Genomic DNA, 26,184 nt, shown 5'->3' on the forward strand with positions numbered 1-26,184 from the left:
CGCACGATTGAATACCCCTACGGTGATGGGCACCTATACCGGAAAGCGACACCGGCCGTTCAATCCGAGGCAGGTATGCCCGGACATTCAGTCGTCAGTCGGGGCACATGCTCCGCAACGGTCAGGGTCGCGATAGGCGCATTCAGTCACCCAGTGCGATGCGAACTTTGACGAGCACCCCAATCAACCGTCACTAGCCAGCAGCGGCATCGCCCGATGGATCAGCAGCAAATCCTGTGGCTGCACTCCCGCAACAAATCATCGGGGGTCGTTCGTCGCGGGCCCATAGGGTTTAGCCGTTACCCGGTTTGGTGGGGATGCCCTTACGGTCGGTGGTGAACTTCAGGCGGTCCTTGGGGCCTTTCACGTCCTGGGACCAGGCGCGCACCTGCACCTTGTACTTCGTATTAGCCGACAGCTTCTTAAAGGTCCGGTCAATCCAACCGTTCAGATTTGGCTCCGGGTCCTTACTCGACCACGTCTTCCAGTTGCCGTTTTTCTTCTTAATTCGCGTCTCGTAGCCGGTCACAGGGACGTCACCCTTGGGGCGCTTCCACTTGGCCGTAGCCTTCTTCGCCGCAATCTGCTTTATCTGCCGCCCTTCTCCCCCCCTCCCAGAAACGGTGGTGAAGTCCCCCCCCTGGTCCCCCCCCTGGGTGAGTGACCGTGTGTGATGAAGTCATCGAGTGCCGCCGTTCGTAGGTATGCCGTAGTTATCGGCTGCCCTGGCTTTCCAGGGGCTACCTACCGTTATAGAGAATTTGGTGGCGTCTAACGGTTTTCGTTCCGTCCACAATTGTCATCGGATAGCCGATATCCATCCAGCATGTAACGCCCCCGTTGAGTGAAGGAGGGGACTACTGCTGAATTCAACCGACCCTGTTAACAGTTTTCCTGGTGTGAAGCTAGCCGCTGAGGTCTCGCGGACGTACGCGGATGGCGTGGTTCTTGTTGCAGTTGAGATGGGTTGATTCCGAGACTACGGCCGACAACAATCCTGAAAGACGTTCCCTCAACTCTTAGCCGTTGCCGTGCTTTACCGGAGAGTACTTGCACATTTTTATCGTCGCCTTATTCCCACGCTTCACGCAGGGAGTCGACTGGGGACATTTCGTCGGCCTTTACTCGGGTTCCAGTGACTAGACCGCGAATTCTCAGCCCGTCAGTCACGCCGCTCACTGCATGGCGTCCACCGTTCGGCACGACCTGCAACATTTATCCGCTGGCGTTATCCCGTTGCTGCTCATGTCAGCCAGATCAGGTCCCGCAGTGGTTTACCCGGTGCCGTACTTCGTCGGTATCCCGTTACGGTTGCTGGTGACGATTAGGGTTCTCTTCGGGCCATTGCCGGCGATGTTGTGGGCACGCACTTGCACCTTGTAGGTGGAGTTCGGTGTGAGTTTCTTGAACTTCTTAGACAGTTTCCCGTTCGGTGCCGGTACCCAGTCTTGGGATTTCCACGTCGTCCAGGTCTTGGCCCGCGACGCTTTTTTCGGCGTGCCTTTCTTCGTAATCCGCGTCAGGTACGAATCCGATTGCGCGCTGCCGATCTGCTTCGGTTTCTTCCACGTCGCGGTGAATTTGTTTGCTTTGCGCTTTTTCGCTGGTGCTTTCAGGTTCTTCACCGGTCCCGGCGGGACGAGCACCTCAGCGGCTTGCACCTTGCTCGATTTGCCCGATACCAGTACCTCCTCCAGCGTGACTACGGTGTATCCCGTACCCGTCAAAGCCACTGAGTTCGGTGACGCGGCAGCGTTCGACTTCAGTTTCAATCGGGCAGCGGACTGATTGTTGTCGCGCGGGAAGAACCGGACATCAATCTCGCACGTGGCCCCTGGTTTCACCGCCCGATCCGTGCAGTCACTGGCATTCGCGACATCGAACTCGTCCTGGTTCGCGCCTTTTTCATCCACAACCGTAGCTTTTTCCACCAGTAACTTGGCATCACCGGTGTTGGCAATAACTGCTGTCTTCGTGGTTGCGGTGCCCACTTCCCGCTCCCCGAAATCCACTGGATCAGCAGTCACCACCGGTTGTGTGCCATAACCGGTCAACGCGATACTTTCCTTCTCGGCAGCAGTGTTCATCTCCGCCTCGATCGTGGTCGACCGTGGCCCTACCTGATCCGGGGTAAACGAGACCTTCACCACACACGACTCCCGTGGCGCGAGCGTGTCATTCTTGCATTTGTCCCGGTTCCTACCGAACTCACCGGTATAGCCCGACACCTCTTCCAGTTCCAACGGCACCACACCGGTGTTGGTGACCGTCACCTGCTGCGTGGCGGTGTTCCCCACCGGCACCGGACCGAACTCCTCCACCGGCGCACTCATCACCGGATAAGCAGCGCTAGCCGACAGCGCAAACATGTCCGGCTCTAGCTGACCTTTCCGGGTCACCTCCAGCAGCGCTAACGGACGGCCTTGGCTCGTAGGTTCGAACTTCACCTCCACTGCACAACGTTGCCCAGCAGGCAACCGCCTACCCTCACACTTCTCCAACTTTTTGTTCTGGTTCTGACCCGAGGTCACAAGGGAGAAATCTTTCCCCGTAATCCCAACACGCATGATCTTGGTTGCTGAATCATCGGTGTTTTCGACAACCACCGTGTGCTTGGTGACAGTATCCACACCCGTTACTGGCACCAGTGTCTTCTTCGCGCCTAGTACCGCAGCAGGTGTGGTCGCCGACAACCCCACCTTCACCGGGTCAGGTGTGCTGTCACCTGTGGGTACTTGTGCGTTCGACGGAATCACCAACGCCGCCGCATACGACCCCTCATCCTCAGCCACGAAATCCACCGTCATCGTGCAGGTGTCCCCCCCCAGAACCACCGCACCCGAACAGCCCAAAGGATCCACCGAGAAGAAAGCCCTGTCGTCGCCGGTCACCGCCACCTTGTCGGTGTTGATCTGTAATGGCGCGTCACCGGTATTTGTCACCGTCACCGGCTTGCTGCCTGACAACGTGTTCTCAAACTTCACCGAATCAGGAACTGAAACCTCAGCCTGAGTACCCGTCGCGCTGACGTTTGCGGTCCACCCTGGATTTGTCGCGTTACTAGCGACTGTCAATGTTGCGTGCTTGTCCCCCACGAACGACGTCTCGAAATCAGGAGCGAACCGCACAGAGACCTCACACGACCCCCCTTTGGCGAGAGTCACGTCCTTTGCACATGTCGATGCTGCTGTATCGACGCTAAAGCCTGGGTCATTTCCCGTGACATCCACTTCCGCAATCGTGACCGGTGCTGAGTACTGCCCGGAAGAGTTCGTTACCGTCACCGGCACCGACTTACTCGTTCCCACCGGAACCTCACCTAGAGTGACATCCGAGGAACTGGTCAACGAGCCCTGGATACCGTTCGCGGCTACCGCCAACTCCGTGGCGTAGCCCGATTGAGAGAAACGTATTTGGGCAGCCCGCGCTCCTGGCCCCAGAGGTTCAAAGGACCACGTTCCCGAGCAAGAAGTCCTCGAACCGAAACTCAGTGTGCCGCCATCATTGGAGGTGTCGTTGCTGCACGGTGAGGATGGTGTGAACCTATGACCCTCACCGCGACCGCCTTTTCCAATCGTGTACGCAACGTCCCCTTGTGCCATGGCAGAGCGCAACACTGCAGGAAGCTGTGCTTCCTGACCGACTTGAACGTCACCAAAATTCAAACTGGCAGGGTCAGCAGTCAACAAGGCAGGAACAGTGATCGTGACCGTGGCAGGGTCAGACAACTGAAACCCATTCGTGGCCTGGAAAGTGAAACTATCCGAGCCGACAAACCCGTCATTCGGCTGATATGTGAACGCTCCGTTGGAGTTGAACGTCAACGCGCCACTGTGAGGATCGCTCGTCTTCAGGAAAGAAACACTCGAAGGGTTCACGCTGGAACCGCTTACCTGCCCCGACGTGGTCACTGTCGGATTCGCCGTCACACTCATGGGTGTCACCGTAGGTTTCGAAGCCTCCACATACTCCGTTCCCCCCGACAAATCCAACCCACCCTCCACGTAGTTGTTGGACAACAAGAACTTCTGGACCGCGTGTTTCGAGTGACCTGTTGCAGCAGTGAACCCGGCATACGCATAGTTCTCACCGAGGTAACTCTGGACGTCGAAGTTGTCCTTGGCGAGCAACGGTGCAGCTGGTCGGGTAGAGGAATCGCTTAACCTAACCTCCAGCCTTTGCGTAGCGCCGTTATAGTCCACCCACGCAAACTTGGGTTGTTGGTTCCCTAGATTTACTCCGACATCCGATGCGTTTGCTGTTGCGATACTTGTGATGTTGCCGTCGACATCTAGACCGACATGGTTATTGTTTGAGTCGTTATAGCTATTCCCGTTGCTGTAGGTGTCGAACTCAATACCCACCGACTTTTTGACCCCGCTGTAGCCGATCCCCGCCGCGGTTCCTCCCGCCGTGTTCGATTGGGCCTGGAGGACGAAAACGATACCGTCAGATTTAGGCCCGTTACCATGTGGGCCGAAAGTGAACTGAAACGCAGCACTGAATGAAGCGCCGCCCTCAAGTGGCAATTTTTGAGTGGAGAAAACCGATCCCACTACTTGCCGTTGTTCGGGCGTTAATACTAGTTCGTTAGTGCCGAGACTCGCCTTACGGTTCAACTGGTAGCCATCAGCTGAAGTCCAAGGATCTTCTGCTAGTGAAATAACGTCCGAAGCCGCGGATGCAGGTGTCTTCACCCACCCAAGCATCCCTGCCACCAGCGCCACGGCCACCGCCAGCAGCACACCTCCGCGGTGCAGCCCTCGACCAAATGTTTTCGAACCAACAGGTGTCACCATGACGGTGCTCCTCACGGCCGGTGTGTCACGTCACCCGGATACCATGAAGCGTATCCAGACAAAGCCGTCGACGAGACGAAAACGCCACACTCAGCACCGCCTCAACGTGCAGGAGACGGACAACTCGGGCAGACCGATCACCACCGCAACCACCCAAATCCCACATCACACCCCCACGAACGCCACATGCGGCGCCGAGTCGCAACTCGACGCCGCACGCTGACGTTCACATCAACGGGACAACATCCCAGCCCCCGCATCGGAAATTAATGTCCGCTACGGCTGGAAATTAAATGTCCGTTTACATCAGGAACAACCGCTCGTGGCTCCACATCCTTCGCAGACGTAGCAGGAACCAGCTGGTCGCATTTTGATGCCACAGGTCAGGCACAACGGGGCATCCGCAGACTTTCCAGTGATGACCTCTAACAGTTCAGCAGTGGAATGTGGGGCGGCAGCAGACACATCCACAGTCATTGCCTCTTCGACCTCGTCTTCTACGGGTGCGGACTGCTGTAAAGCAGTCACGTCCACGTCACCGGACGGCTTGTCCTCAATAGCCGGAGCACTGCTGGACACAGTTTCCGCTCGCTCCTCGGCGGTGAAGATGCCCAGCGCGGCACGGTCCTCATACGGCAGGTAGTCCAACGCCAACCGACGGAAGATGTAGTCCATCATCGACTGAGCCATCCGGATATCAGGATCATCGGTCATACCTGCTGGATCGAACCGCATGTTGACGAACTTGGATACGAAGGCTTCCAACGGGACGCCGTACTGCAATGCAATCGACACCGCGATAGAGAACGCGTCCATGACTCCCGCCAGGGTGGAACCCTGCTTACCGAGCTTCAGGAACACTTCACCCAGACCGTCGTCGGGGTAGGACCCGGCAGTGAGATAACCCTCGGCACCGCCCACGCTGAACGAGATGGTCTGCGACGGCCGCCGCTTTGGCAACCGACGACGTACCGGACCTGCGGCAACCAACGTCTCTTCCGCAGACTCCTCGCTGGCCTTAGAGTTCGACAACGGCTGACCCACCTTGGACGCATCCCGGTAGATTGCCAGCGCCTTCAGCCCCTGACGCCACCCTTCCTGGTAGATCTCAGCAACATCTTCTACCGTGGAACTGCTGGGCATGTTCACGGTCTTGCTAATCGCTCCGGAGAGGAACGGTTGTGCTGCCGACATCATGCGCACGTGCCCCATGGGCGAGATGGCGCGATCGCCGACCGCGCAGTCGAAGATCGCGTAGTGCTCGTCACGCAGCCCCGGGGCGTCGATGACGTTGCCGTGTTCGGCAATGTGCTCCACGATCGCCTCAATGGTCTCCTCGGTGTAGCCGAGCTTGCGCAGCGCGCGTGGAATGGTGTTGTTAACGATCTGCATGGAACCGCCACCGACCAACTTCTTGAACTTGACCAACGAGAAGTCAGGTTCGATGCCGGTTGTATCGCAGTCCATCATGAAGCCGATAGTGCCGGTGGGGGCCAACACGCTGGCCTGAGCGTTGCGCCAGCCATTTTCGGAACCAATGTCCAGGCCGGTACGCCATTCAGCGACGGCCTGCCGCAACACGTCACCGTCCAGTCCTGACACGGTGCGCACCGAGTCAGTCGCAGCGGCGTGCTTACGCATCACTCGAGCGTGAGACTCGGCGTTGCGAGCAAAGCCCTGGTAGGGGCCAACGATGCCCGCTAGCTCGGCACTGCGACGGTAGGACACACCAGTCATCAACGAGGTGATGGAGGCGGCCAGCGCTCGACCACCTTCGGAGTCGTACGCCAAACCGGATGCCATCAACAGCGCACCGAGGTTGGCGAACCCGATGCCGAGCTGACGGAAGTCGCGAGTGGTTTGACCAATCGCTTCGGTTGGGAAGTCCGCAAAGCAGATAGAGATGTCCATCGCGGTGATGACGATCTCCACTGCTTTAACGAACCGCTGTACTTCGAAGGTGTCGTCGTCGGCGAGGAACTTCATCAAGTTCATCGACGCGAGGTTGCATGACGAGTTGTCTAGGCTCATGTACTCCGAGCATGGGTTGGACGCGTTGATGCGACCACTCTCGGGGTTGGTGTGCCAGTCGTTGATGGTGTCGTCGTACTGGATACCCGGGTCAGCGCAGGCCCAAGCAGCCTCAGCCAACTGCCGGAACAACTTTTTGGCTTGAACTGTCTCTACAACGGAACCATCAGTACGGGCTTTCAACCCGAAGTCGCTGTCGCTGTCGACGGCTCGCATGAACTCGTCAGAGACTCGCACCGAATTGTTGGCGTTCTGGTACTGCACCGAGGTGATGTCTTTGCCACCAAGGTCCATGTCGAACCCGGCGTCACGCAGCACCCGAATCTTTTCTTCTTCGCGCACCTTGGTGTCGATGAACTCTTCGATGTCGGGGTGATCGACGTCCAGTACGACCATCTTCGCGGCCCGGCGAGTCGCACCACCGGACTTGATGGTCCCGGCGCTGGCATCTGCACCACGCATGAAGGACACCGGACCGGAGGCAGTGCCACCGGAGGAACGCAGCAGTTCCTTGGACGACCGAATCCGGGAGATATTCAGTCCGGAGCCGGAACCGCCCTTGAAGATCATGCCTTCTTCGCGGTACCAGTTCAGGATCGAGTCCATCGTGTCATCCACTGACAAGATGAAGCACGCGCTGACCTGCTGCGGGCTTACCGTGCCGACGTTGAACCACACCGGGGAGTTGAAGGAGAAGTACTGGTGCAGCAGCAGCCAGGTGAGTTCCTGACCGAAGACGTCCGCATCCAATTCAGTAGCGAAGTAGTTGTGCTCCCGACCGGCTGTCACGTACTTGTCGACGACGCGGTCAATAAGCTGCCGCAACGACCACTCCCGCTGGTCAGAGCCAACGGCACCGCGGAAGTACTTGCTGGTGACGATGGTGGAGGCGTTGAGGCTCCAGTCCACCGGAAACTCCACACCGCGCTGCTCGAAAACGGTTTCTCCGGTCTTCCAGTTGGACTGGACAACATCACGGCGCTCCCACTCGACTTCGTCGTAGGGGTGCGCACCTTCGGTACTGAATACGCGTTCGATGCTGAGGCCCCGGCCCGAGGCGTTCGAAGCCTCGTCGATTCGCACCGTTTCCTCATGTGGTGTTTGGGTCATTGACTATCTCCTTGATTCAGTCGGGGGGAAGACTGGGTTTTTCTCAGTGGGTTGTGGGGATGGTTGGCTTTTGGTCGTTACCCGATATCGCGGGTAAGCGGTGTCACAAATCCGGAGCATGTTCCTCCCGCAGATAAGTAATTTCTTTTTCGAAGTCGGTCAAGGAGCTGAAGCCGCGGTAGACAGAAGCGAATCGCAGGTAGGCCACCTCATCGAGATCACGAAGCGGTGCCAAGATCGCCAGACCTACTTCCCCACTGGGGACCTCCGCCTGGCCTGCCTGTCTGATGGTGTCTTCGACCCGTTGCGCAAGCAGCGCCAACTCGTCTTCGCTCACCGGGCGCCCTTGGCAGGCTTTGCGAACTCCGGAGATAACTTTGTTGCGGCTGAAAGCCTCTTGCACACCGCTGCGCTTCAGTACGTGCAGGCTGGGCGTCTCCAGGGTGGTGAAGCGCCGGGCACACACAGAGCATTGCCGCCGACGCCGAATGCAGGCGCCGTCATCGGTCGCCCGGGAATCTATGACCCGGGAGTCGGATTCCCGGCAGAAAGGGCAGTTCATCGGGCCGAAATCTCCTTCGCTGTGTACAAACCTGTGGCTTCCCTGGGGACAAGCTGTGGACTTTCGACCACAATCTGTGGATGAACCACACTGGTGTAACTACTAGATGTAGGGAACCTAGGCCCTTCTGGGCAGATGCGCAAGAGGCAGTTGCCGCGTGTCGCAAAGTGGTTGCTCTCCGCAGCCGCGAACCCGCTCAGCCGTTGGGCAAAACGATCGCTTCGCCCACCTGTAGCGATGGTGAGGCCAATCCGTTGAGCTCCATGATCCGGTCAACTGTCTCGCGCGGATCGGCAGAACTACTGGCAACTGCTAGTGACCAGATGGTGTCCCCGGGAAGAACCCGATATTCGCGCAGCGCGGGCTGAGGTAGTACGACGGCACCGTCTCCCGAACGCACTGCTTCACTGGCTGCTGCTTGGTCGGCTGCCTGCGCCAGAACAGGTACCGCCAGCGCCACCGCAGCGATCAGTCCGGTGATCACACCCGCCACTACCGTGAGCGCAACGAACCAATGCCCCACCAAGGTCCAGGAACGTGAAATGGCCGGGCGGGCCGTAGCCGGTGAAGCAGGGACAGTAAATGCAGATGGAGTAGTTGCGCTCATGAGTGGACCTCCAGCTCGAGTGGCGATGAAATCGATCCGTTCGATTACATCGTTCGAAACTCTTTCGAACGAACATCAATAGTTCGAACACCCGTTCGACTCCAGTCCTATCAGGGGGCTCCGACACACGTAAAGGGTTTTTCGAACATTTGTTTGAAAAGCCGCCTGTGACCTGCCACTGTGGAGCCACTAGAACCTGTCACTGTGCGGTTCTGCAGGAAGGCATGCGATGAGCGCGAAGACACGAAACGACCACACCGATTCCGGCGATGGTTCGACCGAGCAGCCGGTCCCGCTTCTCACCGCGCGTCAACGCACCATCTTGACGTTCATTCGCGAGCGGGTGGAGGAAAAGGGTTTTCCGCCTAGCGTCCGGGAGATCGGCGAGGCGGTGGGGCTCACCAGCACTTCCAGCGTGGCTCATCAACTGCGAGTCCTTGAGGAGAAGGGCTATCTGCGCCGCGATCCGAATACGCCGCGCGCCCTGCTGGTGACTGACGGAGCTGAACCACTGCCCAATACGAAAGCGACATCCGCCGCTGAACCGGAGCTAGAAAGAGGTGATGCGCTGCCGGATTCAATCGTGGCAGTGCCGCTGCTAGGCCAAATCGCTGCGGGTGGGCCAATCTTGGCCGAGCAGGCCGTGGAAGAGACCTTCCCGCTCCCCCGAGAACTCGTTGGCGAGGGCGAACTTTTCCTCTTGCGGGTGCGCGGGGACTCGATGATTGATGCCGCCATCTGTGACGGTGACTTTGTGGCAGTCCGCTCCCAGCCGACTGCTGAAAACGGAGAAATTGTTGCCGCTCTGCTCGACGATGAAGCCACTGTGAAGACGTTGTCGCGACGAGATGGCCATGTGTGGCTGCTACCCGCAAACGATTCCTATGCTCCGATCCCGGGGGATAGCGCCCGCATCATGGGCAAAGTCGTGTCGGTATTCCGGCGGCTTTAACCAGCGAAACTCTCGACCTGGTTAGGCCGAGTCGGGTACCGGTTCAGCCACGAGCCGCTCCAACGCACCTACTACCTTGTCGGTGTCAGTCGTGGACCAAAACGGCGGCAACGATTCCCGCAGGAAGTTGCCGTAGCCAGCAGTTCGCAGCCGCGGGTCAAGCACCGCTACTACCCCACGGTCAGAATCGGTGCGGATCAGCCGCCCACAACCTTGCGCCAGTAATAGGGCCGCCCGTGGGATCGAGACCGCACGAAAGCCGTTGCCGCCGCTGCGGTCCACCTGCTCAGATCGAGCAGCCAGCACTGGGTCGTCCGGGCGGGGAAATGGGATTTTGTCGATGATCACGCACAGATTCGCTGCGCCGGGCACATCAACACCTTGAAACAATGACATCGTGCCGATCAAGACACTGGTCTCATCATCACTGAAGCGGCGTACCAAGCTAGCCACGGAATCGCCGCGTTGTTGCACCAAGACCTCAACATCGGTGATGGGATTATCCTGCAGGAACTGCTCAACCCGCTCGACCGCTCGCCAGCTCGACAACAGCACCAAACTGCGTCCACCGGCAGCTGAAACGAGGTGGTGCAGCCGCTCCAGCAGCATGGGGTCGGGACCATCACGACCTGGGCGTGGCAAATCCGCGGCCACATAGAGAATCCCTTGCGACGCGTAGTCAAACGGCGTCCCGACATCCTGGCTTGCCCAATCGTCGAGCAGCCCTAAATCCTCCGCGACAGTGTCGAAGCCACCCCCGAGCGTGAGCGTCGCACTCGTCACCACGGTCGCCAGGCGATCTGCGAGGTATCCACCAATGACATCACCGACCTGAAGCGGAGCGGAGTACAACTGCTGGTCTGAGTCCCCGCCGAACCAGACCACGCTTCCGCCTGCGCTGGTGCCCCCGGACAGCAGCTTCCCCGCAACATCATGCACCTCTTGCAAACCAGCCTGCGCTCGATGGCGAGCAGCGTCTTCCTCCCCCGTCAGTTGCGTGAGATCACTGACTGCAATCGCGCACGAATCCCTGACCAGGCCTAGCGCGTCCACGACTTGTCCAGAAAGTTCCGGGAGGCGTTCCTGCTGCTGTGGCAGTTCCGCGAGCGCGGCGATGAGGGCATCCTCGGCTTCCGCAAGCCGCTCCGAAGAGTCGTCTGTCAGCAACGAGCGGGCTGCGCGCGCTGCCCGCTCCACCACGCCCGCCCCCAACTGCACAGTTCCGGCGTTCGTCACCCGGGCAACTAGTTCATGACCCTCATCAACGACCAGAACCTCATACTCCGGCAGCACATCAGCACCATCCAGCGCGTCCAGGGCAAGCATGGCGTGGTTGGTCACCACAATGTCAGCGTCGCGGGCCCGTCTACGTGCGATCTCGCTGAAGCACTCCTCCGCGAACGGGCACTTACTCGCCCCCACACACTCTCGACCAGTCACCGATAGCGCCCGCCACACGCGCGCGTCGAGCGGACTGTCGTAGTCGTCGCGATCACCCGTTTCGGTATCACGCGCCCAGTCACGCAAATCTGCTGCCTGCTGCTCCAGTCGGCCGCCACCACCGGGCAACTCCAACTCGACCTGATCATCGGCGGTTCCTTGACCATCGAGCCGGGCACGACATAAATAGTTACCGCGACCCTTGAGCACTTCCGCGGAGACCGAGGCATCATCCGGCAAACCCGCGAGGGCGGCGGGCAAGTCACGCTCCACTAGTTGCCGCTGCAACGCCAACGTGGCGGTAGCAATGACGGTGCGCCGGTCAAACTCAGCAGCGGCGGTGATGGCTGGCGCGAGATAGCCCAGTGATTTGCCGGTGCCGGTACCCGCCTGCACCAGTAACACGGATTGATCCGGTGGCTCCGGAGTGCACATCACGGCCGCGACAGCCTCGACCATCTCTTCTTGCTCGACCCGATGCACCCCGGACATCAGCTCGACAATGTTGCGCAGCAACGCCAGCGGGGTTTGATCCACGGGATCACCGTACGCGGCCAGGTCAATACGCCATCGGTAGGGGCAGATCGGTGGAAAACCACCACCCACCGACGAGCAATCCACACTCAACCGCTGCGGGCGGCCAAGTTGGGAGGGGTCGCCCCGACCACGGGGGATGGGCCGGGGCGACCATGAGGCTCAACGACGTTGGTGCTTGACGTCTCACCTCTGGTGCGTTGTGCACCTAGCCATGGGTGTGCCCCACCTGGATCACCGTAAACCTCAAATGTTGACACAAACTAGCCAACTGCGGCGAACCGATTTTCGACGTTGCGTAGGCCTGTCCTGACAAGTGATTTTGGCCGAACTGGCGGGACCGGCACGCTGCCGCAGGCACTGTGCTGAAACCGGGTTGAGTCAGCCTTTGCTCTGGTAAGGCTCGAGACGGGCGGCCAGCCAACCGGGGACAAGGGCACTCATCCGAGCGCCGTCTGCGGTGTAGTCGTTGGCCAAGATCTGGCCATGTTCGTGTAGCGCTGAGGTGAGATCGCCTCGGTCGAATGGGACCACGACGTCCACCCGGACCTCTGGCAACGGCAGACGCTCAGCGACTAGGGCCTTCAACTCGTCAATCCCTTGCCCGGTATGCGCGGACACTCCCACCGCCTTAGGCTCTCGGTGTCGGATTTCCGCGAGCAAGTCCGAGGGGATCAACTCGATCTTGTTAACCACAACGAGTTCCAGAACCTCACCGGCACCGATATCAGCCAATACCTCCCTGACCGCGGCAAGTTGGCCCAGCGGTTCTGGATCGCCACCATCGATGACATTCAGCAGCAGATCGGCGTCGTTCACCTCGTCCAGGGTGGACTGGAACGCCTCAACCAACTGATGTGGCAAATGCCGCACAAAGCCGACAGTGTCGGCGAGGGTGTATTCGCGGCCCGACTCGGTACGGGTGCGCCGGACCGTGGGATCCAAGGTGGCGAACAACTCGTCTTGCACCAGTACGCCAGCATCGGTAAGTCGATTCAACAGCGAGGACTTGCCGGCATTGGTGTAACCAACGATCGCGACAGCCGGAGTTTGATGTCGCCGACGATCAGATCGCTGAACTTGTCGGGCCTGAACCATGCCGGCAAGTTGCCGTCGCAGCCGGGCGATCTGGGTGCGGATCCGTCGGCGATCGATCTCCAGCTTGGTCTCACCGGGTCCTCGGAAGGCACCGATCCCCCCAGACTGCCGACTCAGTGCCTCACCCCAACCCCGTAATCGCGGCAACATGTACTGGTATTGGGCTAACTCGACCTGTGCCTTGCCCTCACGACTGCGAGCGTGCTGCGCGAAGATGTCCAGAATCAGCCAGGTGCGATCCACCACTTTGACTTTCAGCGCCTTCTCCAGCGCCTGCAACTGTCCAGGCGATAGTTCACCGTCGCAGATCACGGTGTCAGCTTCCTCCGCCACCACGATCTCGCGCAGTTCCAGTACTTTGCCGCTGCCGACGAAGGTCGACGGGTCCGGCTTGTTGCGCCGCTGCACGATCGCGTCCAGCACCTGCGAACCGGCCGTTTCGGCAAGTCGAGCCAGTTCGGCCATGGATAGTTTCGCCTGGGCCGCAGTTCCTTCGGTCCAGACCCCGACCAGCACCACCCGCTCCAACCGCAGCTGCCGATATTCGACTTCCGAAATATCCGACAGCTCAGTGGACAGCCCCTCCACGCGGCGCAGCGCCGCCCGCTCCTCAACGTGGAGTTCGGTGTCTGGGGTGGGCTGACTCAATGTGATGCCCACCATTGCGGATCGATCTCACCACTGGCGATGAGTTCGGCGGGGCCCGACAGAATGGCTTCGCCGTCGCGGAATTCTACGACCACTTCGCCCCCCGGGACTGCCACGGTCACCGGTGTCGATCCCCCAGCAGTGGCACGATGAACTGCGGCCACGGCACAGGCCCCGGTGCCACAGGAAAGGGTTTCCCCGGAGCCACGTTCGTTGACACGCATCGCCACCCGATCGGCATCAATCACTTCGACTAACTCGATGTTCACCCCGTCAGGAAAGGCATTCACCGGCGCTGCCGTGGCCGACTCAATCTCTCCCACCTCCGACAGCGCAGTCACCATCGCGACCGCGTGCGGGTTGGGAGCGAAAGCGGGGGTGGCGGCCCATTCTTGACCGGCGAGAGAAACGGTGGCTGATTCGAGTGGGTGCACCGCAACCGGACCCATGCCCACCGACACTTGGCCGGTCAGCCCCGCTGATACTTGCCGAGGGCCACCGCGAGTTCCGATGATGAAATCACCAGCGGGCACCAGTCCGGCGCTGACGAGGTAGCGAGCAAATACCCGAGCGCCGTTGCCGCACATCTCAGCGACGGAGCCGTCGGCGTTGCGGTAGTCCATGAACCAATCCGCGCCAACGACTAGGTCCGATTCGACATCAGCCAACTCAGCCGGCACTACCCGTAACACACCATCAGCACCGAGCCCGAAGTGTCGATCACACACTGCCGTGATCCGGGAGGCTGACAGTTCCAGGGTTCCGGTTGGATCTGGCAGCAAGACAAAGTCATTCCCGGTGCCGTGTCCTTTACGGAACTCCACTGTCGTACCCACTCCCCCAGAGTAGGCCCCAACGGGCATGCTCACCGCTCAGCGGGTCGCATCAGTCGTTGGTAATCCCGGCGCAGCCCGGCAAGCACCTCCGGCCAGATTTGCGCGGGCGGTGTGGTCACGTTGTGGCGGGTAATCTCATCACGCAGCACGCCGTCGGATGCTAGCAGCGCCATGGCGGCAGCCATTCCGTGATCGTCAACTGCCAGTAAGCCTTCCAAACCGTCTCGCACGAACTCCGACAACCCGGTCTGCGAACGAGCCACGATCGGCAATCCGCTGGTGCGGGCCTCCAACGCGGCGAGACCGAAACTCTCCTTGATCGAGGGCTGCACAAAGACGTCACTGCGCAAATACAACTGATGCAGGTCAGGCCGAGAAAGGCGACCGAGAAAGGTCACGCTATCGGTCAGCCCGTGACTACGAACATACTTTTCTAGTCGAGCTCGATGTGGGCCGTCACCCGCTACCAACAAGCGCATGGGATGCTGCGGACCCGCAATTTGTTGCGCTGCCGCAAACATCTCCAGCAGTGGCTGTGAGCGCTTGCGAGGCGCCAGCCGCATCGCGGTCACGAAGGTCGTCGGGGAGCCTGCCTCGCCGGGGAGCTTCCCCTGTGGACTCCAGTCAGCAAGATCGACACCGTTGGGGGTGATGAACACCTCCCCGGAGTAGTGCAATGCCGCAGCGATCAAATCAGCCGCTACCCGACTGACTGCTGCTGGCTGCACCCCGCGATCGCAGTAGTCCCGCAATCCATCCAAGGCTCGATAGCCAGCTCGCGACATCTTGCCCCAGATGCTGTGAACCGTGGCGAGTACCGGAAGCCCCACTTTCAGCGCAGCTCGAATACCACCCCACGCAAACGGCGACACCGCACCCAGGTGCACATGCACAACATCAGGTGATTGGCTGGCCAGCAACGGCGCTAGCGCTTTTCGCGTGCGTGGGTGGACGGGGAGTTCGAACGGCATCCGGGCGGTCACACGATGCACCGTGACCCCGTCGATGATCTCGGTGCCTTTGCGTACGTCCTCTCCGGGAGTAGCGGTAAGGACATGAATATCGTTACCCTGCTCCGCTTGTCGCCTGGTCAACTCGGTTACTTGCACTTCAATGCCACCGAGTCGCGGGAGGTAACAGTCGCTGATGTGGGTAATCCGCATGGCTACCTACCTTCCGCATCACCGTGATGGACAAACTTTCCCGCACCCCACGCTAACGGAACAGCGAAGCGCTCGTAATCCAGGCAAGATACCGGTATGCCGCAGACCTTGGTGTTCCTGCACGCCCACCCCGACGATGAAGCACTGCTGACCGCTGGCACGATGGCCCGCGCGTCCAGTGAGGGTCAGCGAGTCGTGCTGATCACCGCCACCAGCGGCGAGGCCGGACTGGCAGCGCATGAACTGCAAGATCGGGGCCTGGCAGACATCCGGGAGGAGGAACTGGTTCGTTCCGCCCGAATGTTGGGAGTGCAACGACTGGAGCTACTGCACTACGCAGACTCCGGTCTACACGGCGATCGAGTGACTGACGACGGCACCAAGACGCTATGCCAAGCGCCAGTCATGGCGATCGCCACTCGGGTAGCGGAGGTGTTGGCTGAAGAGGCTGCCGACGTACTCGTTACCTACGATCAGGCGGGTGGTTACGGTCATCCCGACCACGTCAGGATTCACCAGGTCGGTGTTGCCGCGGCGAACCTCGCCGGCCCCAGCAAGGTGTTTGCCGTTACCGCTCCGCGGGAACCGTTTGCGATCGGCGCCCAACTGGCTGATCGATATCTGTCTTTGCCCGAGGACTTCGATCCCGAACAGTTCATGAATGCCTTCACGCCACGAAGTGAGATCACCCACCGAGTCAACGTGCGCGACTTCGTGGACTTCAAACGGGCTGCGCTGCGGGCCCACGCCAGCCAAGCTTCCGGTGGCGACGTTCGGACCCTGTCAGCACTTTTGGCATTGCCGCGACCGCTGTTCAGTCTGCTATTGGGGACTGAGTTCTACCGACGACTGCAATGATCAACGCCGGCCAGCACTGGCCGGCAGGTAACCCGGTCAGTCACGCTGCGACGTCACCAGCGGCAAGGCTGCAGCAAGTAACTGGTCGGGCGGAAGAGCCCCATCCAACCAGTGAATCCTGCGGTCACGCCGCAAGGTGCGTTGCTGGCGGCGGGCCAGCCGGCTTGTCGCGCGCACCGTATCGACCAACCACTCTTCCTCAGAAGCATCACCGGCTAGGACCGCGAGCGCCTGCTGGTAGCCCACCGCTTTCTTCGCTGTCGCGCCATCACGCAGACCACTAGCCGACAGGTCAGCCGTCTCGCTCAACAGACCTGCCTGCCACATCCGCTCAGCACGCTGCCTGATGCGTTCATCGAGTACGTCGCGAGGCAGATCCACTCCTAGCCATACTGTGGGGCGCCACGATGTCGGGTCTGGGATCCGGGCCGTGAACGAGCCGGTCAATCGCACTACTTCCAAGGCCCGCACCACTCGGCGCACATTTCGCGGATCAATCTCAGCCGCCGCTTGCGGATCCAGCTGCACAAGCTCACGGTGAAGTGCTGCGCCACCTTCTCGCTCTGCTCGCTCTGCGAGTTCGGCGCGCAGTGCTGGGTCGCGGGGCGGGATATCCAATTCATCGCACAACGCCCGCAGATATAGCGGCGACCCTCCGACCACGATCACTTGCCGCTCACGTGCCCACACCTGCTGCGCCACCGCCCGTGCGGTTCGCTGGTAGTGAGCCAATGAAGCAGTTTCATCCACCCGCCATAGGTCAAACAGGTGATGCGGCACCCCTCCTCGCTCCGCTTCGGTTGGCTTTGCCGTGCCGATCTGGAGCCCTTGATAGGACTGCATCGCGTCACCATTGAGGATTTCGGCGTCGACGGCCCGAGCCAATTTCAATGACAACTCTGTTTTGCCAGCTGCCGTCGGACCAGTCACTACGATGAGTCGCTCCCGCGCATCATGATCATTTTTCGTGTCGTTCCCGAGCATCACGACTCCATAATCCCGTAAGGTATCAACGTAATCGCAACGCACAGGAGGACCGTGCCATGAGCGAACAAACCGACAACATCAAGGAAAAGGCTGCCGAAATCGCCGGAAAGGCGTCTGAGGCCGCTGCCGGTCTGCAGGAGCAGGCTCAGGAGGCAGCTGGCAAGGCAACTGAGGCCGCCGCCGGTTTGCAAGAGCAGGCTACGCAGGCAGTTTCCCAGGCCACCGCTTTCGTGGATGAGAAGACTGGCGGCAAGGCCACCGAGCTCGCCGAGAAGGCCACCGAAGCTGCCGGCAAGGCTGGCGAGGCCATCACTGGCGCCAAGGACACCGTAGTGGGAGCAGCACAAGATGCCGCATCCAAGGTTTCCGGTGGCGAAGAAGCAGAAGACGAAGCCTAGAGCCAACGCGGTCGACGACCGCTAGGACCAACGAATGCCGCTGGGGCGACTTGGCGGCATTCGTTGTTTCTGAATGTCCTAAATGTCCGCACGTGGGGCTATTGCGATCTCAGGGGTGCGGGACCTCGGGCATACCCAACCCCACTTGCCGAGCGGCATTCGGGGCGGGCGCGCAACCGTCCTGGGCCGGAACTCGCTCCACCACTCGAGCGGGCACATCAGCAATCAAATGGTGAGGGGCACCGCGAGTAATCGTTGCTGCCAACAGGTCACCTGGTCGAACTGACTCTGCTGGCGGCAGCACGTGAACAAGCCGGTTGTCCCGGGCGCGACCGGTGATTCGCTCAGTGTCGCGGTCCTTACGACCGTCGCTGTCCGACACCATCACTTCCAGCTCCCGACCCTCGAGCTGCCGATTCTGGTCCCAGGCGATCTCGGTCACCAAGGCGGTCAGTCTTTGAAAACGCTCCGTAACCACTTCGGCAGGGATCTGGTCGTCGAAATCCGCCGCCGGAGTCCCGGGCCGCGGTGAATACTGGAAGGTGAACGCATCGGCAAACTGCGACTGCCGGACCACGTCGAGGGTGCCGTCGAAGTCCGCTTCCGTCTCCCCCGGGAAACCCACGATGATGTCGGTGGTGATCGCAGCGTCGGGAATTGCAGCCCGAACATCCGCGATGATGCCCAAGTACTTATCAGCACGATAGGAACGGCGCATCCGACGCAGTACATCGTCAGATCCACTTTGGAGCGGCATGTGCAGATGCGGCATGACGCTGGGTGTTTCTGCCATAGCTGCAATTACTGCCGTGGTGAAATCTCGCGGGTGGGGGCTGGTGAAGCGAACGCGACGAATACCAGGAACGGCGCCGACCGCCCGCAATAAGTCGGCGAACGCCTCACGTTCACCGAATTCGACACCATAGGCATTGACATTTTGGCCGAGCAACGTCACCTCTCGCACGCCCTGCTCCGCCAGCGCAGAAACCTCGGCCAAGATTTCACCCGGGCGCCGATCTCGTTCTCGACCTCGCAGCGATGGCACGATACAGAACGTGCAGGTGTTGTTGCAGCCGACGCTGATCGACACCCACGCGGCGTGAGCAGACTGTCGGCGCACCGGCAGGTCAGAGGGAAACGCTTGCAGGGTCTCACTGAACTCGGCTTGTGATTCACCTGAGCGTTCGGCCCGGTCCAGCAGGACAGGGAGCACATCAATATTGTGAGTGCCCAGAACTACGTCCACCCACGGCGCTCGTTCCAAAATGGTGTCACGATCCTTTTGCGCGAGGCATCCGGCCACCGCGATCCGGAAATCCGGCTGTTCTCTTTTCCTAGCCGCCAGATGGCCCAAGTTCCCATATAGCCGGTTGTCGGCGTTCTCTCGCACCGCACAGGTATTGATGACGATCAAGTCCGCTGACGACTCTGCTGCAGCTGGCGAGTAACCGGCCTCTTCCAACAGCCCAGCCATGCGCTCCGAGTCATGCACATTCATCTGGCAGCCCAACGTGCGCACCGAGTACGTGCGTTGCGTCTGCTCTACGGCCGTGGTGGTCATCAGTTCCTGTCCCCGAGTTCGTCGACTATCAGAGTAAGCCGCACGGACATCATCTGGCCAAGAGAGGTGCGGAGGGAATGCGGGCGCGGATACCGCCGCGCCCGCGAATCACTGCAATATACCCCCGTGAATTCGTGAATTACAGCGAGTGGATCGTTGGGCCGTGACAACCGGACAAAGATGTCATCTCGGTGTTGGAGACTCGATCCACCCTAGTTCTGCCCCGGATACCCCAGAACTAAACCCAGCCATCCACGATTTCCGCAGGAAAATCCACTCACCGCCCTAATCCCTCATGATCACAGCGAAAAATCGACTACTACCGAATGATTCGGGCGGAAAGCGCGCCATCCAACTAGTCGACGGTCTGGCACCCTATCCGTCCCGTGAGCTAGCCAGCGGCCCTTGCTGCGGTATGTCGTTAGTGGACGAACTCCGCGGCGTCGCGCCCGATGGCCAGTTCTTCATCAGTAGGAATTACCAGCACGACAGTGGGTGAGTTAAGTGTCGAAATCCGAGTGATGTCGTCGCCGAGGTTCTCGTTGGCCACTTCGTCAATCTCGATGCCGAACCCGGCTAGGTCTCGGCACACCTCGCGGCGGGTCCAGGAGTTGTGCTCGCCGATTCCCGCAGTGAACACCACGGCGTCCACCCGGCCCAACACGAAACTGTAGGCACCCAGATACTTGCGCAGCCGGTGAATCATCACTTGCCGGGCAAGTTCGGCATCCTCGTCGCCAGCGGCGACCCTGGTCGAGATTTCTCGCATGTCGTTGTCCCCGCACAACCCTTTGAGGCCGCCACGCCGATTCAGCAAGTCGTCCACTGCGTCAGAATCCCAACCGGCCCTCGCGAGCATGACCGGAACTGAGGCATCAATGTCGCCGCTTCGGGTACCCATGACTAGTCCCTCTAGCGGTGTGACTCCCATCGAGGTTTCCACGCTTTTGCCACCTCGCACCGCACACGCACTTGCGCCATTACCGAGATGGAGCACGATGACGTTGGTGTCCTCCGCAGCCCGGTCGAGGTACTTGGCCGCCTGTCGGGACACGTAGCGATGCGAAGTCCCGTGAAACCCGTATCGGCGAATCGAGTGTTCGCGCGCCACCTGCCGATCAATAGCGTACTCCCGCGCGGCGGCGGGCATCGTCGCGTGGAAGGCGGTATCAAACACCGCAACGTGATTCACCGCCGGATAGTGCTCCTGCGCCGCCCGAATGCCACTCAACGCACCGGGATTATGCAGCGGCGCCAACGGCACGCAGGCTTCAATCTGAGCGATGACTGCTTCGTCGATGACCACTGGTCGGGTGAGCCGATCACCGCCATGAACCACCCGGTGCCCCACGCCCACCGGCTCCGGCTGGCCGTCCGCCGCCATCAACTCACCAGCTAAGACAAACGCAGCCGCGTGGTCGGGAATCGGTTGCTCCAACTCCTGCTTGTCGCCCTTGCCCTGATAGCTCGCCGCGCCAGATGCTTCCCCGATCCGCTCCACGATCCCCTCAGCTGCACGTTCACCAGTGCTCGGGTCGAGTAGCGCGAACTTCAGCGACGACGAACCAGCGTTGACGACGAGGATAAAGCCCATGACGCTACTCCCTCCCGCCGAGGCCCTGTGCCTGAATGGCGGTGATGACCACAGTGTTGACGATGTCATCCACTGTTGCACCGCGACTTAGATCATTCACCGGCAGCCGCAGCCCCTGCAAGATCGGGCCAATCGCCAGCGCACCAGCAGATCGCTGCACCGCTTTGTAGGTGTTGTTGCCGGTGTTGAGGTCTGGGAAGACCAAAACGGTGGCGCGGCCTGCCACCTCGGAATCGGGCAACTTTGCGGCTGCTACCTGCGGATCCACCGCTGCATCGAACTGAATCGGCCCCGCTACGGCTATGTCCGGAGCCCGCTGTTGTACCAGCGCAGTAGCGGCGGTGACCTTCGCAACGTCAGCACCGGATCCACTCGACCCGGTGGAGTAGGACAGCATGGCCACCCGTGGATCAATGCCAAAGGCCCGAGCTGTCGCCGCTGACGACACTGCAATGTCAGCCAACTGCGCCGCGTCTGGGTCCGGTAGCACCGCACAGTCGCCGTACACAAAGACGCGGTCAGGAAGCACCATCAAAAAGACGCTGGACACCACTGAAATATCTGGTGAGGTGCGGATGATTTGCAGCGCCGGTCGTACCGTGTCCGCAGTGGTGTGCACGGCTCCACTCACCATCCCGTCAGCCACACCGCACTGCACCATGAGAGTTCCGAACCAGGTGGGATCACCCGATAGTTCCCAGGCAGTCTCAGCCGACATCCCTTTGTGCTCCCGGAGCCGCAAAATCTCATCGGCGTATCGCTGTCGCTGGACGTCCTGCACCGGATCAACCAGATTCACACCGGCCAGATCAATACCGAGTCGATCGGCCCGGGACTGTATGTCGTCGACATTGCCCAACACCGTGAGCCTGGCTGCTTCGCGCAACCTGATGCGGTGAGCTGCGGTGAGAACTCGATCATCGCTACCCTCCGGCAACACAATGTGCTGGGGCTGGGTCTTAGCCTGTGCCACCAACTGCCGCTCGAACATAACCGGGGTGATCTGATCTGGCCGGGTAGCGATGAGCCGGTCAGCCAACTCGTCGACAGTCACGTGCTCGGCAAAGGTTCGCAGTGCTAGGTCAATCCTGCTGTCACCACCGCTTTCCAGTGTTCCCCGCACCTGCGACACGATGTCGGCGGTCTGGAAGGTGCCTCGCTCGGTGAGCAGGACCGGTACTGACTCAGCACCCAACTGCTGGATGAACTCCATCATGATGGGGTCTGGGGCGTAACCACCGGTGAGCAGTACCCCGGCGATTGCCGGCAGACTCGTTTCCAGTCGCGAGGCTTGCGCAAGCAGCAGTACATCGGCCCGGTCGCCGGGGGTGATGATCAAGGTATCCGGCGTTATCCGCTCCATCAGATGCGGCAGAGTCATCGCACCGATGACGTTGCCGGCGATACCGCGATCGAGTACCTCTGGCTCCCCCACGATTTGCTCAGCACCCACCGCCGCGGCAATATCTCGCAGCGATGGCCGATCCAACCCAGGTTCATCCGGCAGTAGCCAGACCGGGGTCCCGTCAGGCTGGGCGACAGTCGACGCAATCGAGTCTCGATCCGTCGGCGACACCCGATTGATGACCAGGCCAAAGAGCGTCACCCGATGCTGCGCCAAACTACTGCGGGCAGCGGTGACCGCGGCCGAGACCTGTTCGGCATTATGGTGCGCTGCGGAGAGCACCACCACGGTGGCCGCCGCCAAGTTCTCCGCGATTTCTGCGTTCAACTCGAATTCGAAGGCAGCAGAGGCTCCGGTGAAGTCACTACCTTCGACGATCACCACGTCGCAGTTACGAGCCAACTCTTCGTAGCGAGCCAAAATGCGGTGCACCAGACTGGGCGGGACACGTTGACCCAATACTCGAGTTTCCGCCGTGGTGACCCCATAGGAGCTCTCATAGTCCTGCTGAAGTTGATAGCGGCGTCGCATCAACTCGATCTGAGCATCCGGGTGATGACCACCAGAAATCACTGGCCGGAAATATCCCACTCTTGCTGTGCGGGTAGCAGCTGCCTCCATCGCTCCCAGGCTGACCAGCGACTTGCCGCTGCCGGGGGCTAGCGAGGTGATGTAGATCGCGGCAGTCATCAGGGCAACACTCCGGCATGAGCCAACGCCATGCGCAGCAACCGATCTCGGCCACCGATCATCTCGACCAGAACATCCGGACTGATAGCTTCCTCCGGCGAAAGCCAAGCCAATTCCAGTGCCGACTGGGTGGGCTCACAGTCCCCAAATACCGGCACGATGAACGCCAACGAAACGGCTTGGTGGCGGGAGTCATAGAACCCGGTCACACCGGGATCGGGAAAATACTCGACCACCGTGAACGGCTGCGGTGACACCGGCACCCGAGGCAGCGCCATCGGCCCGAGGTCCTTTTCCAAATGACGCAACAGCGCATCTCGGATCCGTTCCCCTTTATGCACTCGACCGGACACCAGGGTGCGGTTCAACATTCCGTCTTGAGTAGCGCGCAGTAGGAGCCCCACCTGGGTGAGCACCCCCGATTCGTCCACTCGGACGGGGACAGCATCCAAGTACACCAGCGGCACCTGGTCGCGTGCCTCTTGCATGGCGGCGGGCGACAGCCAGCCGCCCTGCGGCTGGGTGAGGTCGGCGGACATAGTCTTCCTCTCCACGATCACCGCTACTGCTATCTGACCGAACGACAAGATAAGCAGGCGGGCGAGCACTAGGTTAGTGGCAAACGAGACGTTCGGTGCTCGTCCCGCGGAATGTGGAGGATACCGATTCATGACCGCCATCGACGACAAGCCAGCTAATGCGGATGCCAATCCGCGGGGAATGACGCTGTGGCCGGCGACAGCGCTGGTCACGGGAACGATCATCGGCGCGGGTATTTTTACCCAGCCCACCTGGCTCGCCCAGTACGGGCCCATCAGTTTGGTGGGCTTTGCTCTGACCGCGCTAGGCAGCATCGCGCTGGCGTTGGTCTTTGCCCGACTAGCCCGTCGGTCTCCAGACGTTGGTGGACCCTACGCGTTCGCACGTAGCGGTTTCGGTGACTTCGTTGGCTTCCAATCGGCCTGGACCTACTGGATTGGAGCCTGGGTTGCCGTCGGAGCGATCGCCTCATCCATGGTGATTTACCTCGGGGTATTGATTCCACCGGTAGTGGAGAACAAGTGGCTCAGTGCAGGCACGGCGATTGCCGTGATCGCGTTACTGACCTGGGTCAACGGCAAAGGTGCCGTGACCGGCGCGAAGACCTCACTGGTGCTCACTGTTCTCAAGGTTGTACCGCTGCTCTTGATCGGCACCCTAGGTTTCATCGCTTTCAACCCGGACAATCTCGGTCCCTTCAATGGCAGCGAACTACCCACGGTGGAGGTCATTGCCGCTGTCATGGCCTACACCTTGTTCAGCTTTATCGGCGTCGAGGCCGCCACGATTCCGGCCGGGGATGTGCACGAACCGGACAAGACCATCCCCCGAGCGACGATGATCGGCACCATCGGTGCGGCAGTCGTGTATCTGTTGAGTACCGCAGCCGTCTTCGGCGCAGTGCCCAACGAAGAACTGCAAAGTAACGATGCGGCGTTCAGCATCGCCGCAGAGAACATGTTTGGCAGTTGGGCCGGCCCGGTAGTGGCGCTACTTGCGGTGATCTCCTGCCTCGGCGCCATGAACGGACTACTGCTGCTGTCCGGCCAGATTCCGATGGCCGCCGAGTTTGATGGTCTGGCACCCAAGGTCTTCGGCAAACTCAACATCAATCGTGCGCCAGCCACCGGACTGCTCATTTCGTCAACTCTCGCTGCCGGCATCCTCATCCTGCAGTTCTCCGGTGGATCGCTGGGTAACGCTGTCGCGGTGCTGGTGCTGGTGTCAGCGGTGGCCACCATGATTTCCTACAGTTTCTCCGCAGCCGCACAGATTAAATGGTTGCTCATCGACCGGGGCCAAATGGATGTCAAACATCTAGTGCGACAGATGACGGTAGCGGTCATCGCGTTGGCCTTCTGCATCTTCGCGCTCTACGGTGGCGGCACCCAAGAGATTTACTGGCTGTTCATGATCATCATGATCGGAGTGCCGCTGTATGTGTTCATCCTGTGGCGCCGACAGAAACAAGACGGCCAGGCCAATGAGGAACCCGCTGAGCCCTACAGCATCTAGTTCCGGCTGTTGCTGACTGCACTGGACTAGCTGCGCGACTGCGCTACCGCAAAACAGGCCACCGCAACTGCCGCAGCAACGTTCAGCGAATCCACTCCACCACTCATCGGAATCCGCGCCTGGAGTTCCGCCGCCTGGCGAGCACCCGCAGCTAAGCCAGGACCTTCGCTTCCCACCACCAGTGCCAGCCGTTGGTCCGCGTTATCGGCGAGAAGTTGCGTCAGTTCCGGCGCGGCCGGATCTGGGGTCAGCGCTACCGTGACCACTCCGGGTAGACCCGACTCCCATTCAGCGCGGGTCCAGGGCACTTGGAAAACCGTACCCATCGACACGCGCACACTGCGGCGATAGAGCGGGTCAGCACAAGTGGGGGTCACCAGCACCGCCCCCGCACCGAACGCCGCTGCCGAACGAAAGGCCGCTCCCACGTTGGTGTGATCGACCAAACCGTCGAGAACGACCACCCAGTCAGCATGAGCAAGTACCGCTGTGGGGGTCGGCAACGGCAGTCGCGCCATCGCAGCCATCGGCCCGCGGTGCATGCGAAAGCCGGTGGTGGCGGTGATGACTTCTTGGCTGGCTACGTAGATCGGCAACTGCGGTTGATCGACCAGAATCGGGCGTAACTGCTCCAACCATTTCTCTTCAGTCAGCACCGATCTGACCGGATAGCCAGCGGCAGCAGCCCGGGTGATCACCGGGACTGACTCAGCCATGAACAACCCCTCGGCAGGTTCCCGGACGGAACGTAGCCGCACGTCGGTGAGGTTCGTGTACGCCGTGATTCGCTCGTCAGCAGCATCATCGACAGCGACCAGGTTCAACTCAGCCATGGTCTCGGCTTAGCTGGGCCATG

General features: G+C 60.4%; 19 protein-coding genes. 4 read left to right on the forward strand and 15 right to left on the reverse strand.

Features of this window, described 5'->3' with window-relative positions; genetic code table 11:
* Positions 1-292: 292 nt before the first annotated feature.
* The 5 genes from K0U62_10575 to K0U62_10595 form a co-directional block, all read right to left on the reverse strand.
* Positions 293-592 carry a fibronectin type III domain-containing protein gene (locus tag K0U62_10575; protein MCH9801954.1) on the reverse strand — a complete coding sequence of 100 codons (300 nt, stop codon included), beginning with the start codon at positions 590-592 and terminating at the stop codon, positions 293-295.
* Between the two features lie 682 nt (positions 593-1,274).
* A complete protein-coding gene (locus tag K0U62_10580; protein MCH9801955.1) occupies positions 1,275-4,799 on the reverse strand; it encodes a choice-of-anchor D domain-containing protein in 3,525 nt (1,174 codons plus the stop codon).
* A gap of 306 nt (positions 4,800-5,105) precedes the next feature.
* Positions 5,106-7,940: a vitamin B12-dependent ribonucleotide reductase gene (locus K0U62_10585; GenBank protein ID MCH9801956.1), complete on the reverse strand. Its 2,835-nt coding sequence runs from the start codon at positions 7,938-7,940 to the stop codon at positions 5,106-5,108.
* A gap of 103 nt (positions 7,941-8,043) precedes the next feature.
* A complete protein-coding gene (gene nrdR, locus K0U62_10590) occupies positions 8,044-8,502 on the reverse strand; it encodes a transcriptional regulator NrdR (protein ID MCH9801957.1) in 459 nt (152 codons plus the stop codon).
* A 196-nt stretch (positions 8,503-8,698) separates the two neighbouring features.
* Complete coding sequence (locus tag K0U62_10595; protein ID MCH9801958.1) at positions 8,699-9,109, reverse strand: LysM peptidoglycan-binding domain-containing protein; 411 nt, start codon at positions 9,107-9,109, stop codon at positions 8,699-8,701.
* A gap of 229 nt (positions 9,110-9,338) precedes the next feature.
* On the opposite strand from K0U62_10595, the gene lexA reads away from it, so the two are divergent.
* Positions 9,339-10,061, forward strand: a complete 723-nt coding sequence (gene lexA / locus K0U62_10600) for a transcriptional repressor LexA (GenBank protein MCH9801959.1) — start codon at positions 9,339-9,341, stop codon at positions 10,059-10,061.
* Between the two features lie 21 nt (positions 10,062-10,082).
* Here lexA and K0U62_10605 read toward each other — a convergent pair whose 3' ends face one another.
* From K0U62_10605 to K0U62_10620, 4 genes are all read right to left on the reverse strand, one after another.
* Entirely contained in the window at positions 10,083-11,993 is a 1,911-nt protein-coding gene (locus K0U62_10605; protein ID MCH9801960.1) for an ATP-dependent DNA helicase, read from the reverse strand.
* Between the two features lie 423 nt (positions 11,994-12,416).
* Complete coding sequence (gene hflX / locus K0U62_10610; GenBank protein ID MCH9801961.1) at positions 12,417-13,796, reverse strand: GTPase HflX; 1,380 nt, start codon at positions 13,794-13,796, stop codon at positions 12,417-12,419.
* Positions 13,778-14,644, reverse strand: coding sequence for a diaminopimelate epimerase (dapF, locus tag K0U62_10615; protein ID MCH9801962.1), 867 nt, complete (start codon positions 14,642-14,644; stop codon positions 13,778-13,780). Before dapF ends, hflX begins: the two co-directional genes overlap by 19 nt.
* A gap of 2 nt (positions 14,645-14,646) precedes the next feature.
* On the reverse strand, positions 14,647-15,780 hold the full coding sequence (locus tag K0U62_10620; GenBank protein MCH9801963.1) for a glycosyltransferase family 4 protein: 1,134 nt from the start codon (positions 15,778-15,780) through the stop codon (positions 14,647-14,649).
* Between the two features lie 96 nt (positions 15,781-15,876).
* On the opposite strand from K0U62_10620, the gene K0U62_10625 reads away from it, so the two are divergent.
* Positions 15,877-16,638, forward strand: coding sequence for a PIG-L family deacetylase (locus K0U62_10625; GenBank protein ID MCH9801964.1), 762 nt, complete (start codon positions 15,877-15,879; stop codon positions 16,636-16,638).
* A gap of 36 nt (positions 16,639-16,674) precedes the next feature.
* Here the strand turns inward: K0U62_10625 and miaA are convergent, their stop codons facing one another.
* On the reverse strand, positions 16,675-17,622 hold the full coding sequence (gene miaA, locus K0U62_10630) for a tRNA (adenosine(37)-N6)-dimethylallyltransferase MiaA (GenBank protein MCH9801965.1): 948 nt from the start codon (positions 17,620-17,622) through the stop codon (positions 16,675-16,677).
* A gap of 59 nt (positions 17,623-17,681) precedes the next feature.
* Here miaA and K0U62_10635 point away from each other — a divergent pair, with 59 nt between their 5' ends.
* Positions 17,682-18,023, forward strand: a complete 342-nt coding sequence (locus K0U62_10635) for a hypothetical protein (GenBank protein MCH9801966.1) — start codon at positions 17,682-17,684, stop codon at positions 18,021-18,023.
* 109 nt (positions 18,024-18,132) lie between these two features.
* Here the strand turns inward: K0U62_10635 and miaB are convergent, their stop codons facing one another.
* The 4 genes from miaB to K0U62_10655 form a co-directional block, all read right to left on the reverse strand.
* Positions 18,133-19,584, reverse strand: coding sequence for a tRNA (N6-isopentenyl adenosine(37)-C2)-methylthiotransferase MiaB (miaB, locus tag K0U62_10640; GenBank protein MCH9801967.1), 1,452 nt, complete (start codon positions 19,582-19,584; stop codon positions 18,133-18,135).
* 421 nt (positions 19,585-20,005) lie between these two features.
* Positions 20,006-21,178, reverse strand: coding sequence for an acetate kinase (locus K0U62_10645; protein MCH9801968.1), 1,173 nt, complete (start codon positions 21,176-21,178; stop codon positions 20,006-20,008).
* 4 nt (positions 21,179-21,182) lie between these two features.
* On the reverse strand, positions 21,183-23,273 hold the full coding sequence (gene pta / locus K0U62_10650; protein MCH9801969.1) for a phosphate acetyltransferase: 2,091 nt from the start codon (positions 23,271-23,273) through the stop codon (positions 21,183-21,185).
* Entirely contained in the window at positions 23,273-23,812 is a 540-nt protein-coding gene (locus K0U62_10655; GenBank protein MCH9801970.1) for an NUDIX hydrolase family protein, read from the reverse strand. Before K0U62_10655 ends, pta begins: the two co-directional genes overlap by 1 nt.
* 130 nt (positions 23,813-23,942) lie before the next feature.
* On the opposite strand from K0U62_10655, the gene K0U62_10660 reads away from it, so the two are divergent.
* The gene (locus tag K0U62_10660; protein MCH9801971.1) at positions 23,943-25,328 is read left to right on the forward strand and encodes an amino acid permease; all 1,386 of its coding nucleotides are present in this window, start codon (positions 23,943-23,945) and stop codon (positions 25,326-25,328) included.
* A gap of 26 nt (positions 25,329-25,354) precedes the next feature.
* Here K0U62_10660 and K0U62_10665 read toward each other — a convergent pair whose 3' ends face one another.
* Positions 25,355-26,161 carry an RNA methyltransferase gene (locus tag K0U62_10665; protein ID MCH9801972.1) on the reverse strand — a complete coding sequence of 269 codons (807 nt, stop codon included), beginning with the start codon at positions 26,159-26,161 and terminating at the stop codon, positions 25,355-25,357.
* Between the last annotated feature and the right edge of the window lie 23 nt (positions 26,162-26,184).

The sequence above is a fragment of the Actinomycetes bacterium genome (genome assembly GCA_022599915.1).
Lineage (GTDB): Bacteria > Actinomycetota > Actinomycetes > S36-B12.